Source organism: Flavobacterium movens, assembly GCF_039581425.1.
GTDB lineage: Bacteria > Bacteroidota > Bacteroidia > Flavobacteriales > Flavobacteriaceae > Flavobacterium > Flavobacterium luteolum.
Genome location: NZ_JBCPXY010000007.1, coordinates 167,629 through 193,473 on the forward strand (window position 1 = coordinate 167,629; position 25,845 = coordinate 193,473).

19 protein-coding genes are annotated in these 25,845 nt (G+C 32.4%); 2 read left to right on the forward strand and 17 right to left on the reverse strand.

What is annotated here, in order from left to right; translation table 11 throughout:
• Nucleotides 1–11 precede the first annotated feature (11 nt).
• From hisH to AAYQ05_RS14285, 7 genes are all read right to left on the reverse strand, one after another.
• On the reverse strand, nucleotides 12–593 hold the full coding sequence (hisH, locus tag AAYQ05_RS14255; RefSeq protein WP_343544136.1) for an imidazole glycerol phosphate synthase subunit HisH: 582 nt from the start codon (nucleotides 591–593) through the stop codon (nucleotides 12–14).
• Between the two features lie 86 nt (nucleotides 594–679).
• Nucleotides 680–1,816 carry a bifunctional histidinol-phosphatase/imidazoleglycerol-phosphate dehydratase HisB gene (hisB, locus tag AAYQ05_RS14260; RefSeq protein ID WP_343544137.1) on the reverse strand — a complete coding sequence of 379 codons (1,137 nt, stop codon included), beginning with the start codon at nucleotides 1,814–1,816 and terminating at the stop codon, nucleotides 680–682.
• Between the two features lie 108 nt (nucleotides 1,817–1,924).
• Nucleotides 1,925–2,971, reverse strand: coding sequence for a histidinol-phosphate transaminase (hisC, locus tag AAYQ05_RS14265; RefSeq protein WP_343544138.1), 1,047 nt, complete (start codon nucleotides 2,969–2,971; stop codon nucleotides 1,925–1,927).
• Between the two features lie 92 nt (nucleotides 2,972–3,063).
• Nucleotides 3,064–4,347 carry a histidinol dehydrogenase gene (hisD, locus tag AAYQ05_RS14270; protein ID WP_343544139.1) on the reverse strand — a complete coding sequence of 428 codons (1,284 nt, stop codon included), beginning with the start codon at nucleotides 4,345–4,347 and terminating at the stop codon, nucleotides 3,064–3,066.
• A 115-nt stretch (nucleotides 4,348–4,462) separates the two neighbouring features.
• Nucleotides 4,463–5,320 carry an ATP phosphoribosyltransferase gene (gene hisG / locus AAYQ05_RS14275; protein WP_198855693.1) on the reverse strand — a complete coding sequence of 286 codons (858 nt, stop codon included), beginning with the start codon at nucleotides 5,318–5,320 and terminating at the stop codon, nucleotides 4,463–4,465.
• Between the two features lie 313 nt (nucleotides 5,321–5,633).
• Nucleotides 5,634–7,034 carry a sensor histidine kinase gene (locus AAYQ05_RS14280; protein ID WP_343544140.1) on the reverse strand — a complete coding sequence of 467 codons (1,401 nt, stop codon included), beginning with the start codon at nucleotides 7,032–7,034 and terminating at the stop codon, nucleotides 5,634–5,636.
• 4 nt (nucleotides 7,035–7,038) lie between these two features.
• Entirely contained in the window at nucleotides 7,039–7,701 is a 663-nt protein-coding gene (locus tag AAYQ05_RS14285) for a response regulator transcription factor (protein WP_343544141.1), read from the reverse strand.
• A 198-nt stretch (nucleotides 7,702–7,899) separates the two neighbouring features.
• Here AAYQ05_RS14285 and AAYQ05_RS14290 point away from each other — a divergent pair, with 198 nt between their 5' ends.
• Nucleotides 7,900–10,035: an LTA synthase family protein gene (locus AAYQ05_RS14290; RefSeq protein ID WP_343544142.1), complete on the forward strand. Its 2,136-nt coding sequence runs from the start codon at nucleotides 7,900–7,902 to the stop codon at nucleotides 10,033–10,035.
• Nucleotides 10,036–10,100: 65 nt separating this feature from the next.
• Here AAYQ05_RS14290 and AAYQ05_RS14295 read toward each other — a convergent pair whose 3' ends face one another.
• Nucleotides 10,101–11,099, reverse strand: a complete 999-nt coding sequence (locus tag AAYQ05_RS14295; RefSeq protein ID WP_343544143.1) for a zinc dependent phospholipase C family protein — start codon at nucleotides 11,097–11,099, stop codon at nucleotides 10,101–10,103.
• Between the two features lie 176 nt (nucleotides 11,100–11,275).
• Between AAYQ05_RS14295 and AAYQ05_RS14300 the strand changes: the two genes are divergently transcribed.
• Nucleotides 11,276–12,226, forward strand: coding sequence for a hypothetical protein (locus AAYQ05_RS14300; protein ID WP_343544144.1), 951 nt, complete (start codon nucleotides 11,276–11,278; stop codon nucleotides 12,224–12,226).
• Nucleotides 12,227–12,379: 153 nt separating this feature from the next.
• Here AAYQ05_RS14300 and AAYQ05_RS14305 read toward each other — a convergent pair whose 3' ends face one another.
• The 9 genes from AAYQ05_RS14305 to AAYQ05_RS14345 form a co-directional block, all read right to left on the reverse strand.
• On the reverse strand, nucleotides 12,380–13,345 hold the full coding sequence (locus AAYQ05_RS14305; RefSeq protein ID WP_343544145.1) for a YeiH family protein: 966 nt from the start codon (nucleotides 13,343–13,345) through the stop codon (nucleotides 12,380–12,382).
• Between the two features lie 75 nt (nucleotides 13,346–13,420).
• Nucleotides 13,421–14,317, reverse strand: a complete 897-nt coding sequence (locus tag AAYQ05_RS14310) for a LysR family transcriptional regulator (RefSeq protein ID WP_343544146.1) — start codon at nucleotides 14,315–14,317, stop codon at nucleotides 13,421–13,423.
• Nucleotides 14,318–14,334: 17 nt separating this feature from the next.
• The gene (locus AAYQ05_RS14315) at nucleotides 14,335–14,643 is read right to left on the reverse strand and encodes a hypothetical protein (RefSeq protein WP_343544147.1); all 309 of its coding nucleotides are present in this window, start codon (nucleotides 14,641–14,643) and stop codon (nucleotides 14,335–14,337) included.
• A gap of 328 nt (nucleotides 14,644–14,971) precedes the next feature.
• Nucleotides 14,972–16,999 (reverse strand): hypothetical protein, encoded by a 2,028-nt coding sequence (locus AAYQ05_RS14320; protein ID WP_343544148.1) that lies wholly within the window; start codon nucleotides 16,997–16,999, stop codon nucleotides 14,972–14,974.
• Nucleotides 17,000–17,108: 109 nt separating this feature from the next.
• Nucleotides 17,109–17,855, reverse strand: a complete 747-nt coding sequence (fabG, locus tag AAYQ05_RS14325) for a 3-oxoacyl-[acyl-carrier-protein] reductase (protein WP_111369193.1) — start codon at nucleotides 17,853–17,855, stop codon at nucleotides 17,109–17,111.
• Nucleotides 17,856–18,336: 481 nt separating this feature from the next.
• Nucleotides 18,337–19,701 carry a DUF4302 domain-containing protein gene (locus AAYQ05_RS14330; protein ID WP_343544149.1) on the reverse strand — a complete coding sequence of 455 codons (1,365 nt, stop codon included), beginning with the start codon at nucleotides 19,699–19,701 and terminating at the stop codon, nucleotides 18,337–18,339.
• Nucleotides 19,702–19,713: 12 nt separating this feature from the next.
• On the reverse strand, nucleotides 19,714–20,574 hold the full coding sequence (locus tag AAYQ05_RS14335; RefSeq protein WP_343544150.1) for a substrate import-associated zinc metallohydrolase lipoprotein: 861 nt from the start codon (nucleotides 20,572–20,574) through the stop codon (nucleotides 19,714–19,716).
• A gap of 19 nt (nucleotides 20,575–20,593) precedes the next feature.
• Complete coding sequence (locus tag AAYQ05_RS14340) at nucleotides 20,594–22,072, reverse strand: RagB/SusD family nutrient uptake outer membrane protein (RefSeq protein ID WP_343544151.1); 1,479 nt, start codon at nucleotides 22,070–22,072, stop codon at nucleotides 20,594–20,596.
• Between the two features lie 9 nt (nucleotides 22,073–22,081).
• Nucleotides 22,082–25,807 carry a SusC/RagA family TonB-linked outer membrane protein gene (locus tag AAYQ05_RS14345; protein ID WP_343544152.1) on the reverse strand — a complete coding sequence of 1,242 codons (3,726 nt, stop codon included), beginning with the start codon at nucleotides 25,805–25,807 and terminating at the stop codon, nucleotides 22,082–22,084.
• Nucleotides 25,808–25,845: the final 38 nt, after the last annotated feature.

The following is a 25,845-nucleotide window of genomic DNA, read 5'->3' on the forward strand; positions in this document are numbered from 1 at the left end:
AATTGAAATTTTTACATCTTCAGGAAATTTCCAAGGATTTTCTCTCCGACATCGCCACTTTTTTCTGGGTGAAACTGAGTTCCGTAGAAATTATTTTTTTGCAAAGCTGATGTGTATTCAACATCGTAATTTGTTGTGGCGATAGATTCCTTGCAATTGGGTGCATAAAAACTATGAACCAAATACATGAATTCATTCTCAGAAATGTCTTTAAACAAATCGGTTTTTAAATCATAAATCTGATTCCATCCCATTTGAGGCACTTTTACATTGCTTGAAAATTTCAAAACATCCACATCAAAAATCCCAAGACCTTTTGTATTTCCTTCTTCTGTTTTATTACACATTAATTGCATTCCGAGGCAAATTCCCAAAACTGGCTGTCTCAATTGCGGAATCAAACTATCCAAACCGCTTTCACGAAGTTTAGCCATCGCCGAACTCGCTTCGCCTACGCCAGGAAAAATCACTTTATCAGCCGATTTAATCTCTTCCGGATTATTACTTAAAACAGCTTTAAAACCTAATCTTTCAATAGCAAACATAATGCTCTGAATATTTCCTGCTCCGTAATTTATAATTACTATTTTCATTAACTTTTTGTTTCAGGTTTCAAGTTTCATGTTTCAAGTTACTCCAATGAACTTGAAACATGAAACCTGAAACAATTTTAAACTTCTTAAAGCATTCCTTTCGTCGAAGGCAAAATCATTTTTTCGGTATCTCTTTTTACGGCTACTTTTATCGCTTTTGCGAAAGCTTTAAAAATTGCTTCGATTTTATGATGTTCGTTGATTCCTTCTGCTTTGATATTTAAATTTGCTTTTGCGCCGTCTGTAAACGATTTGAAGAAGTGATAAAACATTTCTGTTGGCATTTTCCCAACCATTTCACGTTTAAATTCGGTTTCCCAAATCAGCCAATTTCTTCCTCCAAAATCAATTGCTGCTTGCGCTAAACAATCATCCATTGGAAGGCAGAATCCGTAACGCTCGATTCCTAATTTGTTTCCTAGGGCTTTGGCAAAAACTTCTCCAAGAGCAATTGCGGTATCTTCGATTGTATGATGTTCATCAACTTCTAAATCCCCTTTTACAGTGATTTCTAAATCCATTTGACCGTGACGTGAGATTTGGTCTAACATGTGGTCAAAAAAAGCAATTCCGGTGTCTATTTTGCTTTTTCCTGTTCCATCAAGATTTAGATTGATATAAATATCCGTTTCGTTAGTTTTTCTTGTAATTGATGCTGAACGCGCTTCTAGTTTCAAAAACTCATAGATTTTTTTCCAATCCATCGTTTGTAGAGCAATTGTTTCGTTCAATTCTTCGCGTTTAGCTGAAATTTCGTTGCTTCCAGCGCCATCAGTATCATTCATAAAAATGGCTTTTGCGCCAAGATTTTTAGCCAATTCCACATCAGTTAAACGATCTCCCAAAACAAAAGAATTCTCTAAATCATATTCTGGATTGTTTAAATATTTAGTCAGCATTCCTGTTCTAGGCTTGCGTGTTGGCGCATTTTCCTCTGGAAAAGTTCTATCTACGAAAATTTCATCAAAAACAACTCCTTCATTTTCAAAAGCTTTTAGAATAAAATTTTGCGTTGGCCAAAATGTATCTTCAGGAAAACTATCAGTTCCTAATCCGTCCTGATTGGTTACCATTGCCAATTCGTAATCTAATTCATTAGCAATTTTAGCCAGATATTGAAAGGCTTTTGGATAAAATTCTAGTTTATCCAAACTGTCTAATTGGTAATTTTCAGGTTCTAAAACAATCGTCCCGTCACGATCGATAAAAAGTACTTTTTTCATATTTTATTTTTTTTTCGCCACGAATTCACGAATTATACTAAATCTCAATGGCAAAATGACTTTGGTTCTTTGCGTAATTCTTTGCGAACTTTGCGGTTATATAAACTCTTAGCTTAATAGTTTCAATTCTCTAATTACAACTGCATTTTCTTCTTTTGTTCCAATTGTAAATCGAAGACAATTTTCGCATAAAGGTTGTGTAGTTCGGTTTCTTATTACAATTCCTTTTTCGATTAATTGATCATATCTCTTGTTCGCATTATCAACTTTTGCTAATATAAAATTGGCTTCTGTTGGATATACTTTTTCAACAAAACTCACTTCAAGTAAAACTTTAAGCAATTCTTCTCTTTGTTCAATAATTGAAGCAATTTCTTGCTTAATTTTTTCTGAATCTCTTAATCGCTCTTTCGCTCTTTGTTGTGTTAATTCGTTTACGTTATAAGGCGGTTTAATTTTATTTAAAACCGAAATCACAGCTTCAGAAGCATAACAGATTCCTAAACGAATTCCAGCTAAACCATAAGCTTTAGAAAGCGTTTGTGTAATCACCAAATTAGGGTATTCGTCAATTTCTGTCAGCCAACTTTCTTTATTTGAGAAATCAATATAAGCTTCATCAATTACGACTAAACCTTTGAAATTTTGAAGTAATTTCACTACGCTTTCGTCTGAGAATGAATTCCCGGTCGGATTGTTTGGCGAGCATAAAAAGATGATTTTTGTATTCTCATCAACCGCTTCTAAAATCTTTTCAACTTGAGGCTGAAAATCTGTTGTCAACAGAACTTCTCTGTTTTCTACAGCATTGATATTTGCTAAAACACCATACATTCCGTATGTTGGAGGCAGAGAAATAATATTGTCTTTTTTCGGTTCACAGAAAGCTCTAAAAAGCAAATCTAAAACTTCGTCACTTCCATTTCCCAGCAAAATCTGACTTTGCTTGGTATTATTGTTTTTAGCCAAAATCGCTTTAACTGAGTTTTGCTGCGGGTCTGGATAACGGTTTACTCCATTTTGAAACGGATTTTCATTGGCATCCAGAAAAATCATTTCAGCTGTATCAAAATCTTCAAACTCATCTCGTGCAGACGAATACGGCTTTAGTGATTTTACGTTTTCTCTTGTTATTGTATTTATATCGAATTTCATTCTTCTTTATTTTTAAGAGGAAAGGATCAAGATTAAAGAACAAAGATTTTTCTTCTTGCGCATTTTCTTGCTTCTTGCTTCTTTTATCTTTTTTACTCTAAACTCTTCAATCTTAATGTCACAGCATTTTTATGCGCTTGTAACCCTTCGGCTTCAGCCATCAATTCTATTGCTTTTCCAATGTTTTGAATTCCTTTTTCTGAAATCTTTTGAAAAGTCATTGATTTCATAAAACTATCCAAATTTACACCGCTATAATTCTTAGCATAACCATTTGTCGGCAAAGTATGATTGGTTCCTGATGCATAATCTCCTGCACTTTCTGGCGTATAATTTCCGATGAAAACAGAGCCTGCATTTACAATTCCATTGCAATAGAAATCATCGTATTCTGAACAGATAATAAAATGCTCAGGCCCATATTCATTAATTAAATCTAAAGCAATCTGATCATTTTCAACATAAATTAATTTTGAATTCTCAATCGCTTTTTCTGCAATGGCTTTTCTTGGAAGCACTTCTAATTGAGACTGAACCTCTTTTTCTACTTCATCAATTAGCTTTCTTGAAGTCGAAACTAAAATTACCTGACTGTCAGTTCCATGCTCAGCCTGAGATAATAAGTCTGAAGCCACAAAAGCAGGAACAGCGGAGTCATCTGCCACAATTAACAATTCTGAAGGACCGGCAGGCATATCGATTGCAACACCAAACTGAGTAGCCAGCTGTTTTGCCACGGTAACAAATTGATTTCCTGGACCGAAAATCTTATATACTTTTGGAATAGATTGTGTACCGAAAGTCATTCCTGCAATTGCTTGAATTCCGCCAACTTTCAAAATTTTAGTTACACCACATAAATTGGCGGCATATAAAATTGCGGGATTAATTTTTCCTTTTTTATCTGGAGGAGAGCACAATACAATCTCTTTACAACCCGCAATTTCTGCTGGAACCGCAAGCATTAAAACAGTTGAAAACAAAGGTGCTGTTCCTCCTGGAATATATAAACCAATTTTCTGAATTGGTCTTTTTTCCTGCCAGCAATTTACTCCATCAATAGTTTCAACAGAAACGCGATCTGTTTTTTGAGCGTTATGGAAGTTATAAATATTGTTTTTTGCTAGTTCGATTGCTTCTTTCAATTCGGTCGGAATCAGACTAATTGCTTCTTCAATTTCTGCTTGAGAAACTTCATAATTGTCTAACGAAATTCCATCAAAAATTGAAGTATATTTTGCAACCGCTTCATCTCCTTTTCTTTGGACTTCTTTAAAGATTTCCTTTACTGTAACTTCAATATCATCAACAGTTTGTGTTGGTCTTTTTAATATTTCTGACCAACTTTCTGGTTTTGGATTATCTATTATATTCATTTTTTTTTAAGCTTTAAGCTTTAAGCTGTAGGCTTTAGGCTTTATTAACGTTGTGTTTATTTTTTGCAGAAGGAGCAAGCTTTTCAAAAGCCTACTGCCTAAAGCGGGCGAAGCCCTACAGAACCATTTTCTCGATTGGGCAAACTAGAATTCCTTCTGCTCCTACTTCTTTTAATTGGTCTATTACATCCCAAAAAGTATCTTTATCAATTACCGAGTGAACACTGCTCCAGCCTTCTTGAGCCAAAGGAAGAACTGTCAAACTTCTAAGAACTGGAAGGATTTTTCCAACAGCATCAATTTTATCATTTGGAACGTTCATTAAAATATATTTCGAATTTCTAGCTCTTAAAACTGCCTGAATTCTGAATTTTAAAGTATCTATGTGTTTTTGGATTTCAGGAGAAACTTTTGGAGAAACCGCTAAAACTGCCTCACTTTTCAAAATAACTTCAACTTCTTTTAAATTGTTCTTGAATAAAGTACTTCCGCTTGAAACAATATCAACAATCGCGTCAGCAAGACCAATGTTTGGCGCAATTTCTACAGAACCAGAAATCTGATGAATATCAACACTTAAACCAAATTTACTGAAATATTCGTTAACTGTATTTGGATAAGAAGTAGCAATACGAAGTCCAGCTAAATCCTGAACCGAATTGTATTCAAAAGTTTTAGGGACTGCCACAGAAACTTTACATTTTGAAAATCCTAGTTTCTGAACCACTTCAATTCCTTTTCCTTTCTCCACCAAAAGATTATCGCCAACAATGGCTAAATCTACTACTCCGTCAATCAAGTATTGAGGGATATCTGAATTTCTAAGGTATAAAACTTCAAGAGGAAAATTTGAAGCTTCAGCTTTTAATTGGTCGATTCCGTTATTAATTGAAATACCGCAGTCTTTTAGAATTTGAATGCTGTCTTCGTTTAAACGACCCGATTTTTGAATTGCAATTTTTAAAGTACTCATTTTTTTAGTTGTTTGTTGGATTAATAGTTTGAGTACAAAGAGAGCTTGAATTAAAAAACCCGTTTGATGTACTCAAACGGGTTTTAAAATATGATGATTTACACACATACCATTAACACATCGCTTGAGAGCAATAATGTAAATGATGATGATGTAATTGAATTGAAATCATGATTTGTTTTATTTTTTTACTTCTTTGATTCGGTTGCAAATATACTAGATAAATTAATTAAAAAGCAATTTTTATTTTAACTTAACGATAGTTTATTGTTAAAAATCGCTACAGACAGCATTATGCTTAAGAATTTTAAAATTACTTTAACGAATTATCATATTCATCAAAAACTAATAAAACTTTGGTCCCTTTTCCTATTTCGCTTTCAATTTTAAATTTAATTCTAAGTAAATCGGTCATTCGTTTTACAATAAACAATCCAAGTCCAGTTCCTTTAATTTCTGCATGATTCAGCGAATCTGACCTGAAAAAAGGATTCAAAATTGAATCGAGATCTTTTTTTACAATTCCGATTCCTTGATCTGAAATATTACATATAATCTTATGGTTTTCTCTTGATATTGAGACCTTAACTTCACTATCTGGTTTTGAATATTTTACAGCATTTGAAATAATATTTCTGAGAATGGTTATGACTAAATAATTATCAGAATAGATATAAAACTCTTCTGAAGCTTCCAATATTACATTAATTCTTCCCGTTTTAATTTTCTCTGCATTCAATTTCAAAACATCCAAAACTGCTGCATTCAGATAAACATTTTCTTTATGAATATTTTGTTTTTGGTTCTCAAAACGAGCCATTAGAAGTAGCTGATCTACAAGCGAATTTAAGTGGTCGACTTCATTAATGCAGTAATTAATTTTTTCTTCGTACTCCTTGTTATCTCTAGGCTTACGTATTAATACTTCAAGTGTTCCTTTAATAACAGTAAGAGGAGTTCTTAACTCATGAGATGCATCCGAAGTGAATTGTTTTTCACGTTCAATTGCTTCTTCAATTCGATTCAAAAGACTATTAATTGTTTTAGAAAGTACAAATAGTTCGTCTCTTGTTTTAGGGATCGGAATTCGTGCTTTTAAATTGTCTTTTGTAATGATTTTAGAGGTCTGAATAATATTATTTATTGGTCTTATACTTCTTCCCGCATAAAATCTCGCTAAGAAAAACAAAATAATTAGAATAATAGGAAAGGTAATCAATAAAGCATCCATCAGATTATCCAAAACTTTTGAAGAATCAGAAAGCGACATTGCAATTATCAAATAACCCACTTTCTTAGATTGCACATGAAGCGGTACTTGTATCTGGCGGATTTTATTCCCTAATAATTTCGTATCAAAAGGATGAAAATGTTCTTTCCTTTCATGAAAAACGAGTTTCTCATTTTTTAAATTAGGAGATTTTTCGATAATTTTCTTGTTCAAATCCAAAAATTGGACAAAAATGGGATTTACATCGACTGAATTGTGTTCTCTTTCCTCCCATTCTTCGGCATCCATAAAAACAACAGCGCCTTTTTCTATTCTTAGCTCTTTTAAATGATCCTGAATTTCTATATTAAGATTTTCATCAATATGGTTGTAAACCGTTAGTTTGACAATAAAGTAAATAGCAGAAAAGACCGCCAAAACCAAAAGCCCCGTTCCCACAATATAATTTAAGGCAATTCTATTTTTAAAGGATAATGATGTCATCTTATTAATCATTGGCGATATACCCAATACCTCGAATCGTTTTTATATAATCTTCTTCAATTTTAAGGTTTAGTTTTTTTCGAATTGCATTCATAAAAACATCAATAACGCCAGTATCATATTCAAAATTGATTTCCCAAACATCACTCAAAATCTGATTTCTTGTGCAAACTTTCCCTTTATGTTCTATTAAATAAGCCAACAGCTCAAATTCGCGCTGAGTAAGTGAAATTTCTTCTTCTCCTTTTAATACGATATGCCTGGATAAGTCCATAGTAATGTTTCCAAGTATTAAGGTTTCAGTTTGCTTTTTATTTCTAAAGTGAACTTTAATACGTTCAACCAATTCCTCAAAACTAAAAGGCTTCTTGATATAATCGTTTGCACCAGCTTTTAACCCTTCTATAGTTTCCTGAACTGTATCTTTTGCAGTCAAAAAAATAATTGGTGTCGTCTGGTCTTTGACTCTAATAGCTTTACAGAGATCAAGACCATTTATTTTTGGAAGCATCCAATCTAACAAAATCAGATCAAATTTTTGTTCCTGCACCAGTTCAAAACCTTTAGAACCATCGGCTGCAGTGGTAATTTGATAGCCTTCTTCCTGTAGACCTTGTTTTAGAAACTGGACGATACCTACTTCGTCTTCCACTATTAAAATATGCATTTATCGTATATTATTAAAATTCGAATTTCATTATCTATCATCAAAGATAAATAATTTAGTTCTGAGAAATAATCCAAACTCTAATAAATAAAAGAAGTAATATCTTAAGCAAATATTAAGTTAATGTTAAGTAAGGTAAAAGTTGAACTTAATCTGAGATTAATTATTCGAAAGTAATTTTGCAAAAAAATAAATCTGATGAATTTTTCAAAAAAACTTTCTCCTTTTTACAATCTTGGTTTACTTTACTTTATTGTTAGTTTCACCCTAAGAATAGTATTGCTTTTTCATCCGATCACCCAAAGCTCATTCACCTTTTCTGAAAGCTTAAAAATCTTCTCATTGGGTCTTCTTTCTGACTTTTTTGTATTTGTTTTAGCTTCAGCATTCTTGTGGCTTTATTTAATTTTTATTTCCAATTCAAAATACACCAAACCGTATGGATATATTATTCTCGGAGGTTTTGTAGCACTTCTAATCTATATCGCTTCTGGAAAAAGCATATTTGATGAATATGGCGGTGCTCTACCTAAGATTGTTTTGATTTTTGTTGGGATAAAAACACTACTATTTGCTCTTTTTCTTTTTCTTCCAAAGTATAAGAACAAAATAAGGTTCTGGCTTTTTGCCTTTGTAATCTTTCTATATGTTTTATTGATTCTTCAAAATGCTATAAGCGAGTTTTTCTTTTGGAATGAATTTGGTGTCAAATACAACTTCATAGCAGTTAATTATTTAATATACACAAATGAGGTTATCGGAAATATTATGCAATCGTATCCTGTAGTTCCTATATTTTCTGCTTTATTTATTGTAACAGGAATTATTACCTATTTTATCATCAAGAAATCAAGAAATTACATCGATGAGATTCCTAATTTTTCTGAGAAATTAAAAATCACTGCCTTATACGCTGTTCTATTTATTGTTTCTCTACTGGCTGTACCAGGCTTGGCAAAAACAGAAAATTCAAAAAACATCTTTGTTAATGAATTGCAATCTAATGGAATTTATAAATTCTATCTTGCTTTTCAGAACAACAAATTGGACTATTTTAAATTCTATAAAACGATTCCAAACGATAAAGCTTTTACAATTTTAAGACAAGAAATACCTTCTATTTCAGGAAAAAACACTTTACGAGAAATAAAAGAAGATTCACTAGAGCAACGCAAAAATGTGGTTTTAATTACTATTGAAAGCTTAAGCGCCGATTTCATGAAAATGTATGGAAATGAACAAAACATTACACCATTCTTAGATAGTCTTGCGCAAAAAAGTTTACTTTTTACTAATGTATATGCTGCAGGAAACAGAACAGTTCGTGGCCTTGAAGCTGTAACTTTATGTTTACCACCAACAGCTGGTGAAAGCGTTGTGAAGAGAGAAGACAATAAAAATAAATTCTCAACTGGATCTGTTTTTCTTAAAAAAGGGTACAATGTAAAGTTCATGTACGGCGGAGATGCCTTTTTTGATAATATGCAAGATTTCTACTCAGGAAACGGCTATCAAATTATAGACAAGTCGAGCTTTGCTGAAAACGAAATTACATTTTCTAACGTTTGGGGAGTTTGTGATGAAGACATGTATAATAAAGCTATAAAAATCATGAATACTGAAGCTAAGCAAAATAAGCCTTTCTTCAATCATATCATGACAGTTAGCAATCACAGACCTTTTACATATCCTAACAATAAAATTGATATTCCTGGAAATATCAAATCACGTGATGGTGGTGTGAAATACACAGATTATGCACTTCGTCAGTTTTTTAATCAGGCTTCAAAACAGCCTTGGTTTAAGAATACTGTTTTTGTAATTGTAGCCGATCATTGCGCATCGAGTGCAGGAAAAACTGAGCTTCCATTAGACAAATACAGAATTCCAGCTTTGATATACACGCCAGATATGAAGCCTGAAAAATACACCAAACTGATGTCGCAAATTGATGTAATGCCAACTTTGTTTGGATTGCTAAATTTTGATTATCAAAGTAAATTCTTCGGTCGTGATGTTTTTAAATCTGATTATCAGCCAAGAGCTTTTATAGCAACGTATCAAGATTTAGGGTTAATTAAAGATGGAGTTCTAACTATTTTATCTCCAAAACAACAAATAAAACAGTTTCAATTAAAACTAAATCCTACGCCAGAAATTGCTCCAGAATTTCAAATTCATTACGATGAAATTCCTTTAAAATCTGAAAACGAAAGTTTAATTGACCACACCATTTCTTATTACCAAGCAGCTTCTTATGTATTGAAAGAGAAAGAATACCAACACAGCGGTTTAACAGGTAAAAATGATAAATTGTACGCAAAAAATCGCTAAATATAACCAATAAAAAAAACGGCAAATTCAATGAATTTGCCGTTTTTTTTTAAGAGATATAGAAACTAATCGTTTTGGTTTTTCATTCCAAATAAATCTCCTTTTTGGTATAATTTTAAATCATCCTGCAAAAATTGATAATTTCTTTGTGTAATAGCTGGTGAGTCTAAATCGCTTAAATCAGGTTTACCTGCATTTATCCAGGCAGTATACCAAAAACTTGCCGTTGCAGCAATTGCTTTTCTCATTTGGCTTTCAACCATTCCGTTCAATTGTTCGTGTAATTTTTTAGCATATTCATCAGAGAATTTAGAAGTATTGTATTTCGTTTTTGCGATTTTACCTTCTGCATCCATTTCAAAAACTTTATTCTCTGGAGTTGCAACTCTTAATTTCTTATCAATATCCAATAAAGGTTGTGCTAAAGTATGTGTATCATTAATCATATCCCAAATTGCTTTGTGAACATTAGCATAATACTGCGCTTCAGGAACATTTAATTTGTAATTTTTAACGAATAATTCCGGTAATCTGCTTTCCCAAAGCGAGTGAATTCCTTTTTGATCAGTCAATTGCCCATCGTGATTTTTAGAAGTATGCAATGGCATATGAGCATCACCAATATAATGACCTAAATCTGCTGCAAGAAATAAGATTTCAGCTCTGTTTTTTTCCTTAAAAGCTTTAGTCAATTTCGCCATCATATCTTCAATATACCAAGGCAAAATTCCATTATCGCTTAAAAATTTAGCGTCGTATTTTTGTTTTGCTTCTTCTAATGTCTGTGGATAAGTGTCAGCCGAACCAAAGTTTTCCATATCAAAATAATGCCTTGGCCCTTCTTCTTTATAATTTAAAGCATACTTACGGATATCTGGAACCGAAGCTTCTTGTGTAATAAAATCAATGTGATTGTAAAAAAAGATCTGTAATTGTTTTGGTAAAGCCATTACAGCTGCTTTGTTAATACGCTCATGGCCAACATTTCCCCATGAAAGCATAATAAACCCAATAACTAAAGCCCCGAAAGCGATTAGTTTTGGTCTCATTTGGATTTTCTTCATTTGTTTTTTTTATTAGAGGGAGCAAATTTAGTTTTAATTAAAGAATACGCAAAAAATACTGTAATTAAGATTTACAAAATTTAGATTTTTGAGATTTTTCGCTCTAATAACAACAGAAGCTCATATTAACAATAATTTTCTTTATACATTTGTTTTCATAAACAAATACACTTTTTATGCGCCAGATTGTTTTAAATCTCTCCCTGCTAATTTCTTCTTTTTGCTTTGCACAAGAAACTGATTTACAGTTAAAAAATATCAGTGATACTATATTGAATCCAAAACGAACCCTCAAGGTTTCTGATCCATTTGACAGTGCAAAAACGACGCAAAAATTGTTTCCTGGCAACTTGTATCATCTTGCTGATAAAAACACCTTTATAAGCTGGAAATGTAAATCTTGCAAATCTACTCCTTTTCTAGACGTAAACGGCGTTGAAGGAGATCAGCTGTTTCCATATACTGAAGGTGTTGCGACAAGGCTTTTAGCAAATATTGACTATTCAGACTCAAAAGGCAATCAATTTAAAATATTGGCATTTAACCATTCTGTACATGATGAAGACGGACTTCAGACAGGACGTTTTTCTGGCGGATTATTAGGCTTGGCAAAATTTGCCAAAAATGGCAACTATTGGGAAATGAAATCTTTTCAGCCTGCAATTGCTGCATTTGGGGCTTTTGCGCAATGCCCAATTCCAAAATTGGTTGAAATTGGAGAAGACCAATATGCTATATCGCTTTTACATGCAAATGGTGGCGCAGGCGCTCCTTACAACGGTTATTTTTATATAATTGCAGGTTTTGACGGAAAATACCAACCTTTAATGGAAGTTGACAATTACTCACTTACAAATAGTGCAAGTTCAGAATGGTCAAGTTCTTACACTGTGATTAAAGATGATAATAAAAAGTTTTTTAGAGATTTTAAAATTATTACAACAGGCTCGTACAAAAAAGCCAAAGGAACGGAAGATGATTTTGAAGTTGATTTACCCGCAGAACTTACAGAAATGGCAAAAACTAAAAAGCAGTTTAACTTTGTAATTGAGAGACATTATTCATTCAAAGGAAAATTTTACAAAATGATTAACAAACCAATTGTAAAATTCTCCAATGTAAAGTAATATAGTTATAAACTTTGAGTATAGTTTTACCGTAAAGAACGCAAAATTTATTTTATTCCTATTTTTTAGAAGTGAAAAGTTCGCAAAGCTAGATGCATAAAAACTTTGCGTACCTTAGCGCGAAACCTTGCGCTCTTTGCGGTTAAAAAAACATTAGCCTAGGTAAACAATTGATACTAAAGCCAAAACTGCTATAAAAATCCAAAGAAAAATACCTTGAAGCAAAGGCTTCACTCCTACTGTTTTTAAAGTGGCAAAGTTTAAAGTTGCGCCAATCAAAAACAAGGTTATGGTTAAACCAATTTTTGCTATACCAACAAGATGTCCTGTGAAAACAGCTGTTGACGGAACATAAGTATTTACCAGCATTGCTATAATAAACAAACCAATAAAATAAGGAATTTTGATTTTTGAATTCTTGCTTTTAAAAAGAAAAGCGGTTAAGATTGAAATGGGGATAATCCACAAAGCTCTCGCCAATTTTACTGTTGTAGCAACTTGCAGTGCTTCTGCTCCATATTTATTAGCAGCACCAACTACAGAACTGGTATCGTGAATCGCAATGGCGCACCATAATCCAAAATCTTTTTGAGATAAATCTAATTGATGCCCGATGAACGGAAAAACAAATAAGGCAATAGAATTCAATATAAAAATAACTCCCAAGGCAATTGAAGTCTGGTTTTCGTTTGATTTTATTACTGGTGAAATAGCAGCAATGGCACTTCCTCCACAGATTGCTGTTCCGCAAGAGATTAAATGGGACGTTTTTCTTTCTGTTTTAAGCCACCTTCCTAAAAGTAATCCGAAAAGTAAAGTGCTAAAAATTGAAAAAACAGTTAGAACAAATCCTTCTTTTCCTGCTGAAACTGCGCTATTAGCGTTCATTCCGAATCCTAAACCAACAACCGAAAACTGCAATAAAAACGTAATAGCTTTGTGATTGAATTCTACAAATGGATTCCCGAAAAGATTTACAATTAAAACGCCCAATAAAAGCGCAATTGGTGGAGAAATAATCGAAAATAAACATAATAGAATTACGGCAAGAAAAAGTACTTGCTGTACAGATTGATTAATTTCAAATAATTGTGCTGTGGTTTGTTCTTTTGTTTTCAAAATAAATGGGTATTGATATTATGTTGCAAAGTTCTGCCGTTTATATTGAAAACACCAATCGTAAATTACAATAGGCTATAACTTCAAGTTATAATGATTTGCTAAATTTTGAATAAATAGTTCTGATAAAGAATCTGATTTTCCTTGCAAGGTGATTATGTAAAAATATCTTTCTACAGATAATTTCTCTACATCCAATATAATCAATTCTTTGTTTTTCAACTCCTTACTTACAGCATGAATGGACATAAAAGCAAAACAATCTGAGTTTAATAAATATGATTTTATACTTTCTGTGCTTCCAAGCTGCATTTCGATTTGTAGATCTGAGAATTTTAAACCAGCTTTTTTTAAGGCAAATTCTATAACTTCAAGTGTTCCCGATCCGCGTTCCCGAGTTATGAATTTCATTGATTTTAAATCGTTTACCGAAATTTCATTTTGTTTCACTAAAGGATTATTGCTATTGCACACTAAAACCAATTCATCTTTTAAAAACGGAATGTATTTTATCGATTGATTTTTAGATTGTCCTTCTACAATTCCGATCTCAATTTCTTTATTGATTAAAGCATTTTCGATTTGCTCTGTATTTCCATTAAGTAAATTGACTTTTATGTCTTTTTGTTTTTGATGAAAACTAGCTAAAACTGGAGAAATAATATATTGCGAAATGGTAGTACTCGCTCCTAGTCTAAGCAAACCTTGGCGTTCTGCATTAAACGAACTCATTTCAAAATCTATTTCGCGATAAATATCGAAAATACTTTTAGTATATTTTAAAAGGATTTTTCCAGCTGGGGTTAAAGCAATTTTAGAACCGTTTCGCTCAAAAAGTTTGGTTTTATAAGTTTCTTCTAATTCTTGGATATGTTTGGAAACTGCCGGCTGAGTAATATACAATTCTGTTGCCGCTTTAGTAAAGTTAAGGCGGAGCGCAACGGTGTAAAATACTTTTAGCCTGAAGTCCATATATTATTTTTATATAATTATTGCCAGTCTATCGGAAACATTCCCGATTCATTTAACAATAGCACTAATTTATATTTATCTGTTTTTTTGTCTTTTCTGTAAATATATACTTTTTTTGAAAATGCTCTTTTTACTAAGCTGTCTTCTTTTTGAACATCTATTTTATAAGAATTAAAATTTCCAAAATCAAATTCGGTTGCACTATCACTAACAGTCACCATACCTTTTGCATTCTCGTTAATTTTAGTAATTACAAAATGATAATCTTTTCTGTTTTCTCTTCTTACATTTATATAAGTTAAAGAACAAATAACAATAAAAAACATTCCAAAGAAAATTAAAATCTTTTTCGGGGACATAGTGAAATCGTTTTTAAAATGACTTTCGATTTATATTTAGTCCCTAAGGGACAATTTAACTTGGTGTACATATTTTTTCTACCGACCTGAAACTCCTAGCGGAGTTTTTCATCATAAATAGCTCTATAAAAATGATTTCTCCTCCAATCCAAGATTCCTAACGAATTTTTATCTAACAAAATTGTTTGGCAAAATCCCATAAAAAAATCTCGTAGAGATTAAATATTGGTAAACAATCAACATTTCAAACATAATTTTGTCCCGTAGGGAACTTTATGTAATAATGTATATAAAACTACAAAAGTCCGTTATATTTTCTAACAAACCATTCCGTCGTTAATAAAGCTACAATTAAAATCAATAACCAAACCCAATCAATAATTGGAGTTTTGCTTGAGATATTTTTTTCGATTGATTTGTATTCTTTATTTTCCAAAAGTGTATTAATCAATTGATCAGCTTGATCTTCAAAGAACGCTTTTCCGCCAGTCTGTTGCGCTAATTGTTGCAATTTTTGTACATCTGGGTTTACGAATTGCTTTTCGATATCAAAATCTAGAATTTCAAAATGACTTGCGTATGAAGTGTTCGAATTCAATTCTTTTACTGTAAAGTTATATTTTCCAGCTGGAAGTCCTTCTAAGTTAGCTGAAAAAGAATTACTTCCTTTCAATAAATCGTAATTTTTAGTTTGCTTAGTTGCAACATTTACCACGCTAATTGTAAGTCTTGCCTTTTCGTCAAACTCATAATTTTTATTGAAATATTGTGCATTGATAATAATCTCTTCTCCAGAGTTATAAAAACTTTCGTGTGTAACTACCAAAGATTTTTTTGAAGCCGATGATGCTAAATATTGAACGATTTTATCAATAAAAACGTCATACTTTTCAAATGATTGATTATCAACATGACTTTGCAAACGCCATTTCCAGCTATTTTCTCCTAAAAGAAAAGCGGTTCTTTTTCCTTGATTTTCTGCGAAAGCCAACAATGGAGCATTTGTAGAAACGTTTCTAATTTTTGACGAAAGTAAAACAGATACATTTCCGTTTGTACTTATGTTTCCGAACGGATTTTGTAAAGGCGGGAAATTTTCAAAACCAATATCGTCGATGGCAAATAAATTAAAATCGGAATGGAATTCGCTAAGAAAATCTTCTCGCTGATTACTCATTTTAAAAACCAGATTGTTTTGCTGCTGATTTAAAAAATTAAAATCGGTATTGTTTCCTGTTATAATAAAGGTATTTATTCCTTTTACTCTATTATTGTCAAATATCGGTTTGAAAACTGTTGTTGGTTGATACAAAACTAAAACAGAAACATCTTGTAAGTCACTAACCTGATTTGGTTTAACCAATATCACTTTACGCTGAGCATTAACTTCAATTGAACGTTTTAAGGCCGCAATATCTGGATGATTTATAGCCGAAACAATCGCAATGGTTGATTTTTGATCGATAATTTCAACTGCGAAATTTTTGATGTTGTTGTAGCTGTTTTTTTCTTTAGCTGAAGATTGAATGCTGGCTTTATAAATCTGTAATCCGATTTTATCTGCGGGCAACAATAAATTTAAAGAAGCTGTTTTCTTTGATGGCGAAAACGAAAGTTTTTCTTTTGCTACAACAGTATTTCCCTGCGAAATAGTAAATTCTGCATTAGCCGTTTTATCACCTGCATATTGCAGAAAAACTTCGACAGGAAATTTATTTTTATGAAAAGCGTATTTGTTTACGTTGAGCTGATTGATTTTTAAATCAAAAAAAGTAGTTGTATCTCCCACAACCAAAGGATAAACTTTATTGACAGGATCGAATCTATATACATAGTCGTTTCCTGTAGTTTGATTTCCGTCTGTAATAATTACTGTCGGGAAAATCAGATTTTTGTTGATGCTTTTTAAATTCTTTGCAGCTTCGTCTAAATTGGTTTGATTGCCTTTAAAATCAAATTTATCTGAAGTTTTAAAATCGTTGTCAAATTGATAAGACTGTATTTCAAATTTTTCTTTTAAAGCAGGATTTGAAACTAGTTTTTGATATAATTCGACTGCTTTTTTATCCGATTTTAAAGCTACTATTGAACTTGAGTTATCGACAACAATTGCCAAAGGCGTTTTGGTAATCTCCAAAGAATTTTTAGAAATTATCGGATTGATCAATAAAACCAATAATCCAAAAATGGCTGAAAAACGTAAAAAAGCCAAAAGTATCATCACATTGGATTTACTTTTGGCTTTGAAAAAATATTGAAAGTACGATAAACCACCAGCAATTACTAAAGAAAGCAATAATAAAAGAATCGTGTTTGTCGTCATATTTATTTAGTATTCAGTATCAGTTTGCAGTAAGCAGATAAAAAATTGTATTCTGTTTCTAAGTCATCTTAAAAAACTTAGTGCCTCAGAATCTTAGCAACTTAGAATCTTAGGTAAGCATTCCTCCGCAAACATTAAGAACTTGTCCTGTAATGTAACCGCTCATATCTGAAGCAAGGAATAAACAAGCATTTGCTACGTCTTCTGGAGTTCCTCCGCGTTTCAACGGAATACCTTCTCTCCATCCTTTTACCACATCTTCTGATAATTTTGCAGTCATTTCAGTTTCGATGAAACCTGGAGCGATTGCATTGCAACGAATGTTACGAGAACCTAACTCAAGAGCTACTGATTTTGTAAATCCGATTGCACCAGCTTTAGAAGCTGCGTAGTTTGTCTGACCTGCGTTCCCAGAAACTCCAACAACAGAACTAATGTTAATGATAGATCCTGCTCTTTGTTTTAAGAAAGTTTTCTGAATCGCTTTTGTCATATTGAAAACCGATTTCAAGTTGACATCAATTACTTGGTCAAAATCTGCCTCAGACATACGCATTAATAGGTTGTCTTTTGTAATTCCAGCATTATTGATTAAGATATCTACAGTTCCAAAATCTGCTAAAACAGCATCAACAAAAGTCTGAGCTTCGTTAAAATCTGCTGCGTTAGATTGGTATCCTTTCGCTTTTACTCCTAAACTATTTAATTCTGCTTCTAAAGCTTCTGCAGATGCAGCAGATGAGCTGTATGTAAAAGCAACGTTTGCTCCGTGTTTAGCAAAAACTTCAGCAATTCCTTTTCCAATTCCACGGCTTGCACCAGTAATAATTGCAACTTTTCCTTCTAGTAATTTCATATTAAGGTATTCGTTTTATTTTTTGAATTACAAATATAGATTATTTGAGCGTTTAATAAAATTTGTAATATTAAAATTTGGCCTAAGATTTTTTTAAGCACTAAAACAAAAAAACAGCTCATAAAAATGAGCTGTTCCCCCCAAAATAAAAAAACAAAACTAAAAAAGTTTAAATGTGATTTTGTTTCGTTATGGAATTACAATTATCAAAGGTATCAACTGTAATCTTTTGTATTTATTGATCTTTATCCTCCTTAATCTTATCAAAAACTACATAGCAAATTGCACCTATTATAGTGATATACAAGTAAATCCTTAAATATTCATAGAAGTACTGATTTGTAATAAGCAGCCCTATTCCCCAAAAAAAGATTGTAATAATTCTTGGATTTAAAACCTTTTTAATCATAATTAAAGATTAAGAAATTTGACGATTAAATTTAAAAGCAACTCAAAAACGAGTTGCTTTTAACAATAGATACTAATTTATAATATAGGTTGTTATTCTAAAACCACTATCTGAAGCGCTAGTAAAGGTGTAAATAACATTACTAAATGTAATCTTGAAATTTTCTTTTTTAACATATAGACCTTTCGGATTTGTAAATTCATCATCAATTTCTTTCAAGTAAGCTGGTGGCGTAATTCCTCCAGCCCAAAAATCATGACTAAGAATTATGGTTTTGTTTACCGCATCTTCTGTTGATTTTACCACATGAATTACAGAAGCTTTACCTCCATTGAAATTATAGCTAATATAAGTCTGATTTGCTGCTGTATTAAAATACATATAAATACTCGCAATAGACTGATTAGCTGGTAATGCTGCATTTGCTTTAGCTACCAAGCTTTTAAAATAATTACTTGTTGTAGGTGCAGTAGCTAAATTGGCAGGTATATAACCAAAATATTTATAAGGATTTCCTTTTCCGCTTAGTAGAAATTTATAATCATCTGTTAAGACTAAAGGCTTGTTAGAATATTTTATAGTTGCGCTTACCCCATTTGTACCTGTAGAAGTAAAACTACCATCTGCGTCATTGTACACAAAATTGCTTAGTTTTTGACCTCCCACTTCTAGAGCTGGATTCACTACAATACCTGTAGGCGTATAACCCACTCCCAATTCATAGCTAAATGAAAAACCTGCTTCTACAGAATTTGCTTCTGCAAAACGAGTAACTGGAGAAAAACTAAAATCAAATTGGTGTTTAGTAGTTCCGTCATTTGTCTCTAAAAGTCTAAATATTGGTCGTGTAGAAGAACCTATAACATTTGGTATCATGTCATAGTTTTTAGACAAATTATCCCAATCTGCTTTTGTTGCTTTTACAAAACGTATTTCTTGCTTATTTCTGTTGGCTTTAAAAACAATTTCACCATTTTCTTGTCCATAATACAAAAATTGAAAATCACCTAAATATCCCTTAGAGCGCAGTCCTGGTATAGGATAATTGTCTGATTCAGATAAAAGATGTATCCAGTTATTTGTAGTAAATGTTAAGCTTACTGTACTTCCTAATTGTATCTGATATTCGCTTTTACGAATTTCATCAGTATCCATGCTTTGATCAAAATCAGAAGCCATTTCAACCGTACCGTCAGCAGCAAATTTAAAAAAATGAGTATACCCCCCCAGAATTGTATTGTCTGTAAAATAAATTGCTTTCCATCCTTCTGGAGAAGAAAGCAATAATTGTTGCAGCTCATCCATTTGAGCATTTAGACGCTCAGTTGGTGTTTTATCAAATAGAGGTTCAGCTTCTGTACTGTCGTTATTACAGCCAGTTAATTGCAACATTAAAAAAGCTGCAAATAAGTATTTAATTATATTTTTTACTTTCATAATACGTTTTATTTAGTTATTAACTACTGCAGTTGTATTTTTCTCTGCTTCATCACGCAAAGCATAAAAATCCATATTGTAAGCCTCTTTAAAATATTTTACTACCAAAGCCTCTTTTGCTTTTATTGCCGCTACAGCAGTCGCGCTTTTAATGTTAGCTAAAAATTTCGCATACTCTGCTTTTGAGCTGATTAAGATCATCGCTGCTGTTTCTGCAAAATCTTCATTAATATTTAATCTTGCATAACTAGTTATAAAACCAATTTCATTGGAAACTGGAATTTCATAATTATACCAATCTGCCGTATAACCCGCTGGAGTAATTGCTGCCCAGGCTTTTTCATCAAATGGTTTATGCTGATTTAAAATGTGAATATATTCGTGCTGAATGGTATGTATAAATTCAGTAACACTGCTACGATCAGTTTTATCAATATAATCTGTTTCAAACAAAGTTACTCTCTGGCCTCCTTCAGCCAAACCAAGTGTTCTTGTTCCTACACTGTTTAAATTTACACCTCCAACCAAAACAATTTCTCTTGGCGCAATCTTTTTCACAAAATCAGCACCGCCAATTGTAGCATAACTTTTCAGCCAAATAGTCTGAACAATTTCTAATGCTGGCTTTACTTTATCTATTGTAGGAGGAAACAAAAATCTGCTGTTATCAACCGTATTTTGATTCCATTTGTATTGCACATTAATATTATATGGGTTTAAATAATTAGTATCTATCCAATTATCCAAAACAGTTTTTGTAGGCTGATTAAAATCTAACTGACTTTCGGTAGGCTGATCTTCATGAACACATGAAAATGAAAATACAGAAACCAATGCCAGAATAGCTATTTTATTATATTTTAAAAGTTTCATAAGAATTGATTTTTTTAGATTATCTAGGATTTAACTCAACACCTGTTGCCGATGCATGAAGAGGAATCTGCAAAGCGCGGCGCTTATCATCTTTCACTAAAATATTAGTTGGCTTATTATACGTCTCATGCGTTACCACTATATTGAAACGTTTTACATCAAACCATCTCATACCTTCATGCACAAAATCTCTACGTCTTGTTTCTGCAATAGCCTTAACATAAGAAGTTTGAACAGGCGTCATTGTATAGAATGGCGTGTACTCATCTGCAATAACAGGATATTTTGCTACAACTTTAGCCTCGGTTAGTTTATCTGTAGTTGCATTATAACCTGTAGTTCTTGTAGATAAGAAATACTCTAATTCGTCATTTGCTAAAGCAATTTGTCCTTTCATGACATGAGCTTCAATTCTATTTAAGAAAAACTCATCATTGCTTAATAAAACTTCGGCTGTAAAAGGTTCTCCAATTCCAGCAGTCACGTTTGTATATTTAAAATACTCATAAAACTTAGGCACATAAACTGTTATACTACTATTTGAAGAATAGAAGCTATACAACCATGTTTTATTAAAAAGACTGGTAGCTGATCCAAAAATCTCCGGATATCTTGCTGCAGAAAGGTAAAATCTATTTTGAGATTGCGATCTACGAACAATTGAATTTGGAGAAACAATTAATAAGTTAGTTTCTTCATTTATACTTGCATAAGCAATTCTTTGATTATCAAGAGCTAAAAGTTTATAAGCTGCATAATCTCTTAATTTTCCAACTGGTCTAGTCGCAAAATCATCTGATAAAGCAATTACTTTATCCCAATCTCCTTTAATCAGATAAAAACGGCTTGCAAAAGCTTTAGCAGCATTTTTATTAAAATGAAACTTTGGCTCTTTGTAATCATTTGTAACATACCTTAAGCCTTCTTCAATGTCTTTTTCAATAAATTCAAATACTTCCGCTACTGAATTACGTTTGTATTTTACAACTAATTCTTTTTCCGATTTTGTTATATACGGAATCCCAAGATCTGTCCCTGCTGTCGCTGGATTATAACGTTGTGACCAAAATGAAACCAGCATAAAATGAGAATAAGCTCTTGCTAATAATGCTTCTCCTTTTTGTGGATTTAAAGTTGCAGGATTTCCTAATTCTTCAATAGCCTCTAGTGCTTTGTTGGCATGAGCAATTGCTTTGTAGCATGCATCCCAATAATAAGCTTGAGTATCTATTTGAGAATTTTCGGTTTGCATTTCCCAGTTGTAATTCTGCTCGTTTTTCAAAATTGTTTCTGCTAGTTGGCTGTCAAAAACGTTATCAGACATTGTTTCAGCAATATCAAAGTAACTCATTAGCGGATATGCGCTTACTAACAATTCTGAGATTTTTTCTGGAGTATCTATTTCGGTTCTATTATCTGGCTTTTCAGAAAGAAAATCATCACAGCTTATAATACTTGTAAGTACTAAAAGAGATAAAGCTATTTTAAGTTTTTTCATATTTTTAAATTATAATGAAACATTTAAAGTAAAAGTATATTGAGAGGTAACTGGCAATGCAACTCCTCCAGAATTACGGAATTCAGGATCTTGACCATTTAGTCTTTTATCAGAATAAATTAACCAAGGGTTTACAGCAGAACCTTTTAATGTAAACGTGCTAAGTCCAAGTTTTTTCTTGAAATCCTTAGGGAATTCCCAGCTTAATGAAATATTTTTCAATCTCACAAAATCACCATCCGCAATACGAACATCAGAATAGTTATAAGTATTATAAGCTCTTGCTAATGTACGTGCTCCACCATAATTTGAGTTTAGACGTTTATCTGCAATTACAGGAATATTAGTGTATTGCTCATCTCCTGGATTAATCCAACGATTAGTAAAATCTTTTGTAAAAACTGTTAAATCATCATACGTACTATCATAAACTGGGTTTAAACGAACTTTGTTTCCTCCAGAACCAACAATAAACACATATAAAGACCAATTTTTATAAGTAAATGTATTTGCGAATCCTATTGATTTATTTGGTTCAATTGAGCCTTCATATTTCAAGTACTTTGTAACATCAATATTATCTTGGAAATCTGCACCTGTAATATTACTATCTGCACCATCTTGCATCTTGAAGGTCGGAAGACCTTCAAAATTTAAACCTGTAAATTGATAAGAATACAACGAGTTACGAGGATGTCCAACTGTATTTCCTCCATTAGCATCAACCAAATCAAAAGCAGTAGGCGTATTTTGCAATTTTGTAATCTTCTGATCGTAAACAGAAAAATTCAATGTCGTAGACCATTTAAAGTCTTTTGTATCAATATTTTTCGTTGTAAAACCAACCTCAATACCTTTAGTCTCCATATCAGCATTATTTCCTTGTCTGATTCTTTGTCCTCCAATTCCAGAAGTGATTACATAATCAACCAAATCAAATGCTTTACGTCTATAAACGTCTGTTGTAAGCTGTACTCTATTATTGAACATTCCTAAATCAAGTCCAATGTTGGTCTCAAATTGTTTTTCCCAAGTAAGGTCTCCATTCTGTAATTCCTCAATGTTAATTCCAGATTCTCTATCATCTAAATTAAAACGATCGGTAATATAACTTTTGTAGATAGCTAAAGAGTTTGTAGCCGGCCCTGCTGTAGCAGTTAAACCGTATGAAGCTCTTAGCGCTAATGTATTCACTGATTCTACATTCTTCATGAATTTTTCTTCAGCCACATTCCATTTCCCACTAAAAGTATAAGTTGGAAGCCATCTAGAAGAATCACTATTTCCTTGTCTGTTAGAACCATCATAACGACCTGTTACAGAAGCTGTATAACGACGATCGTAAGTATAACCCACTTTACCAAAGAAACCAACTGTTCTTTCTCTTTCTGCATTGAATCCGTAGTAAGAATCTCCTCCGTTGATAATTTTTTCAATTAATCTAGGATCTGTAAAAGCAGTTAAACCTCTGTCGTATTGTAAACCAGCCGCAGTAAAATTATCGCTGTTTCTATCTACAACTCTCATTTCTGTTCCGAATAAACCTTCTAATTCATGTTTATCATTGAATGTATTTCTATAATTTACACTATTTCTTAAATTATAAGAAGTCATGTCATTTGTGAACTTTCTAAGAAAACCACCATTTGGCAATACTGAAACCTTTGGCGCAGATAAATCAGTTGGATCTTGATATAAAAAGATATTATCATTACGAACCAGTGTATTTACACCATCTTCACCTTCAGGAGTACCTGCTTTGTAAGCTCCAACAACATTTGAAGCTTCCATAATTTTATGTTCACGGCTTGTATTGGCATAACGAGCAGAACCTGTTAAATTATAGTTCCAGTTTTTATTAATTTTATAATCCAAGTCCAATTGAAAACGAATATCTTTAACTTCAATTTCCATAAAGTTATTTTCTAATTCGTTGATGATATTCATCTTAGCCCAGTTATTTCTATAATATTCTAAATTTCCGTTTTCGTCATATGGTCTTAACGTTCTACTTGTATTTAAAACATAATTAAACGGATTGATATCAAAGTCACGTGTTACTTTTCCGAAAACGACGTCTTTTTCACTTTCGTAACTTCCAGGTGCACCCTGATCACGAACAGATGCTAAAGTAGAAAGTGTAATATTTAATTTGTCATTAACGTAAAATGTTCCTTTAATGTTTGAAGATATTTGTTTTACATCATCAGCAATTGTCCATCCCGGATCTGTATAATATCCTAAAGAAGCATAAAATGTATTATTTTTTCCTCCTCCAGAAAAACTTAAAGAGTGATTTTGGGTAATAGAAGGTCTAAATAAAACTTTAAACCAATCTGTATTTGCTAATTCATATTTTTTCAAAAAGTTATTTCTGCTTACAGGATCATTATTAACCAAATACCCTCCTGTTTCAGGATTGTAAGTATTAATGGCTCTACCCAAAATATTATAAACACCTCCGTATCTTCCATTTACTGTTGTAGGTAGGTCCAAATATCCTTTTGATTCCATTTCCTTTAGAATACTCATGGTTTCTTGAGAATTCAAAATATCATATTGGCTATAGTTAGGAACTGTTCTTACTGTTTGCTCTAAACCGTAGCTAATTTTTAATGGTGAATCTCTTCTTCCTTGTTTTGTTGTTACAACTACAACTCCATTTAACGATCTAGAACCATAGATTGAAGTAGCCGATGCATCTTTAAGAATTTCAATGCTTTGAATGTCGTTAGCATTTAATCCTGCAACAGAAGAACTTAATAAAGTCTCTGAATTCCCAGATGCCAAATCAGCAAATGACATATTGATGATATCTTCTTGAACCACCCCATCAATAACCCATAATGGTTTTGTATCTCCAAAAATTGAAGAAGAACCACGAACAGTAATTTTAGGAGCTGTACCAAAAGTACCTGTAACATTTTGTACTGTAACCCCTGCTGCTTTTCCTTCGATCATTCGGCTTACATCAACTACACCATCAATTTTTAATTCTGCACCAGAAATTTTACTAATTGCTCCAGTAAATGTTCTTTTTGAAGTTTTCTCGTAACCAGTTGTTACTACAACCTCTTTAAGATTTTGCCCTGCCTCTGTTAAAACAATGGTCGGAGTTGTATTATCAATTCCTATTTCTTTGGTTTCCATACCAACATAAGAAATAACTAAACGATCTACATTAGCAGGCATTTCAATAGAAAAATTTCCATCAAAATCGGTTAATACAGCAGTTTTTGTTCCTTTTGCCATTACAGTTGCACCTGGAAGAGGCGAACCTAATTGGTCTGTTACTTTTCCTTTAATGATTGGGCCAAAAGCCAAAACTTCAAACAGAGAGTCATGATTGTTTGCATAAGAAAACGAAGTTGCCGAATTCTTTTGAAGCACAATCTGATTGCTTACTTCTGAAAAAGTGATATTAAAAGGAACCAAGATTCTGCTAAGTACACTAGCCAAAGTCTCTTGATTTGCTTCTATACTAACCTTCTCACCAAGCTGAGGAAGTCTTGAGTTATAGGAAAATTTTACATGAGCAGATTTTTCAATTTTCGATAAAGCATTGTCTAAAGTTAAGTTTTCAACTATAATAGTAACTTTTGTATCTAATTTTTTCTGCCCATTTACATTATTTGCGAGAGTAACGCTTGAAAACACAAGCGCTAACACAAACTGAAACAGCGTTATTTTCATGATTTGGTGAAGTAATCGTTGCTTGACAACAGGTTTTTTCATAATTTTGGTTTGTTTTGATTAATACTATTCGAGTGTAT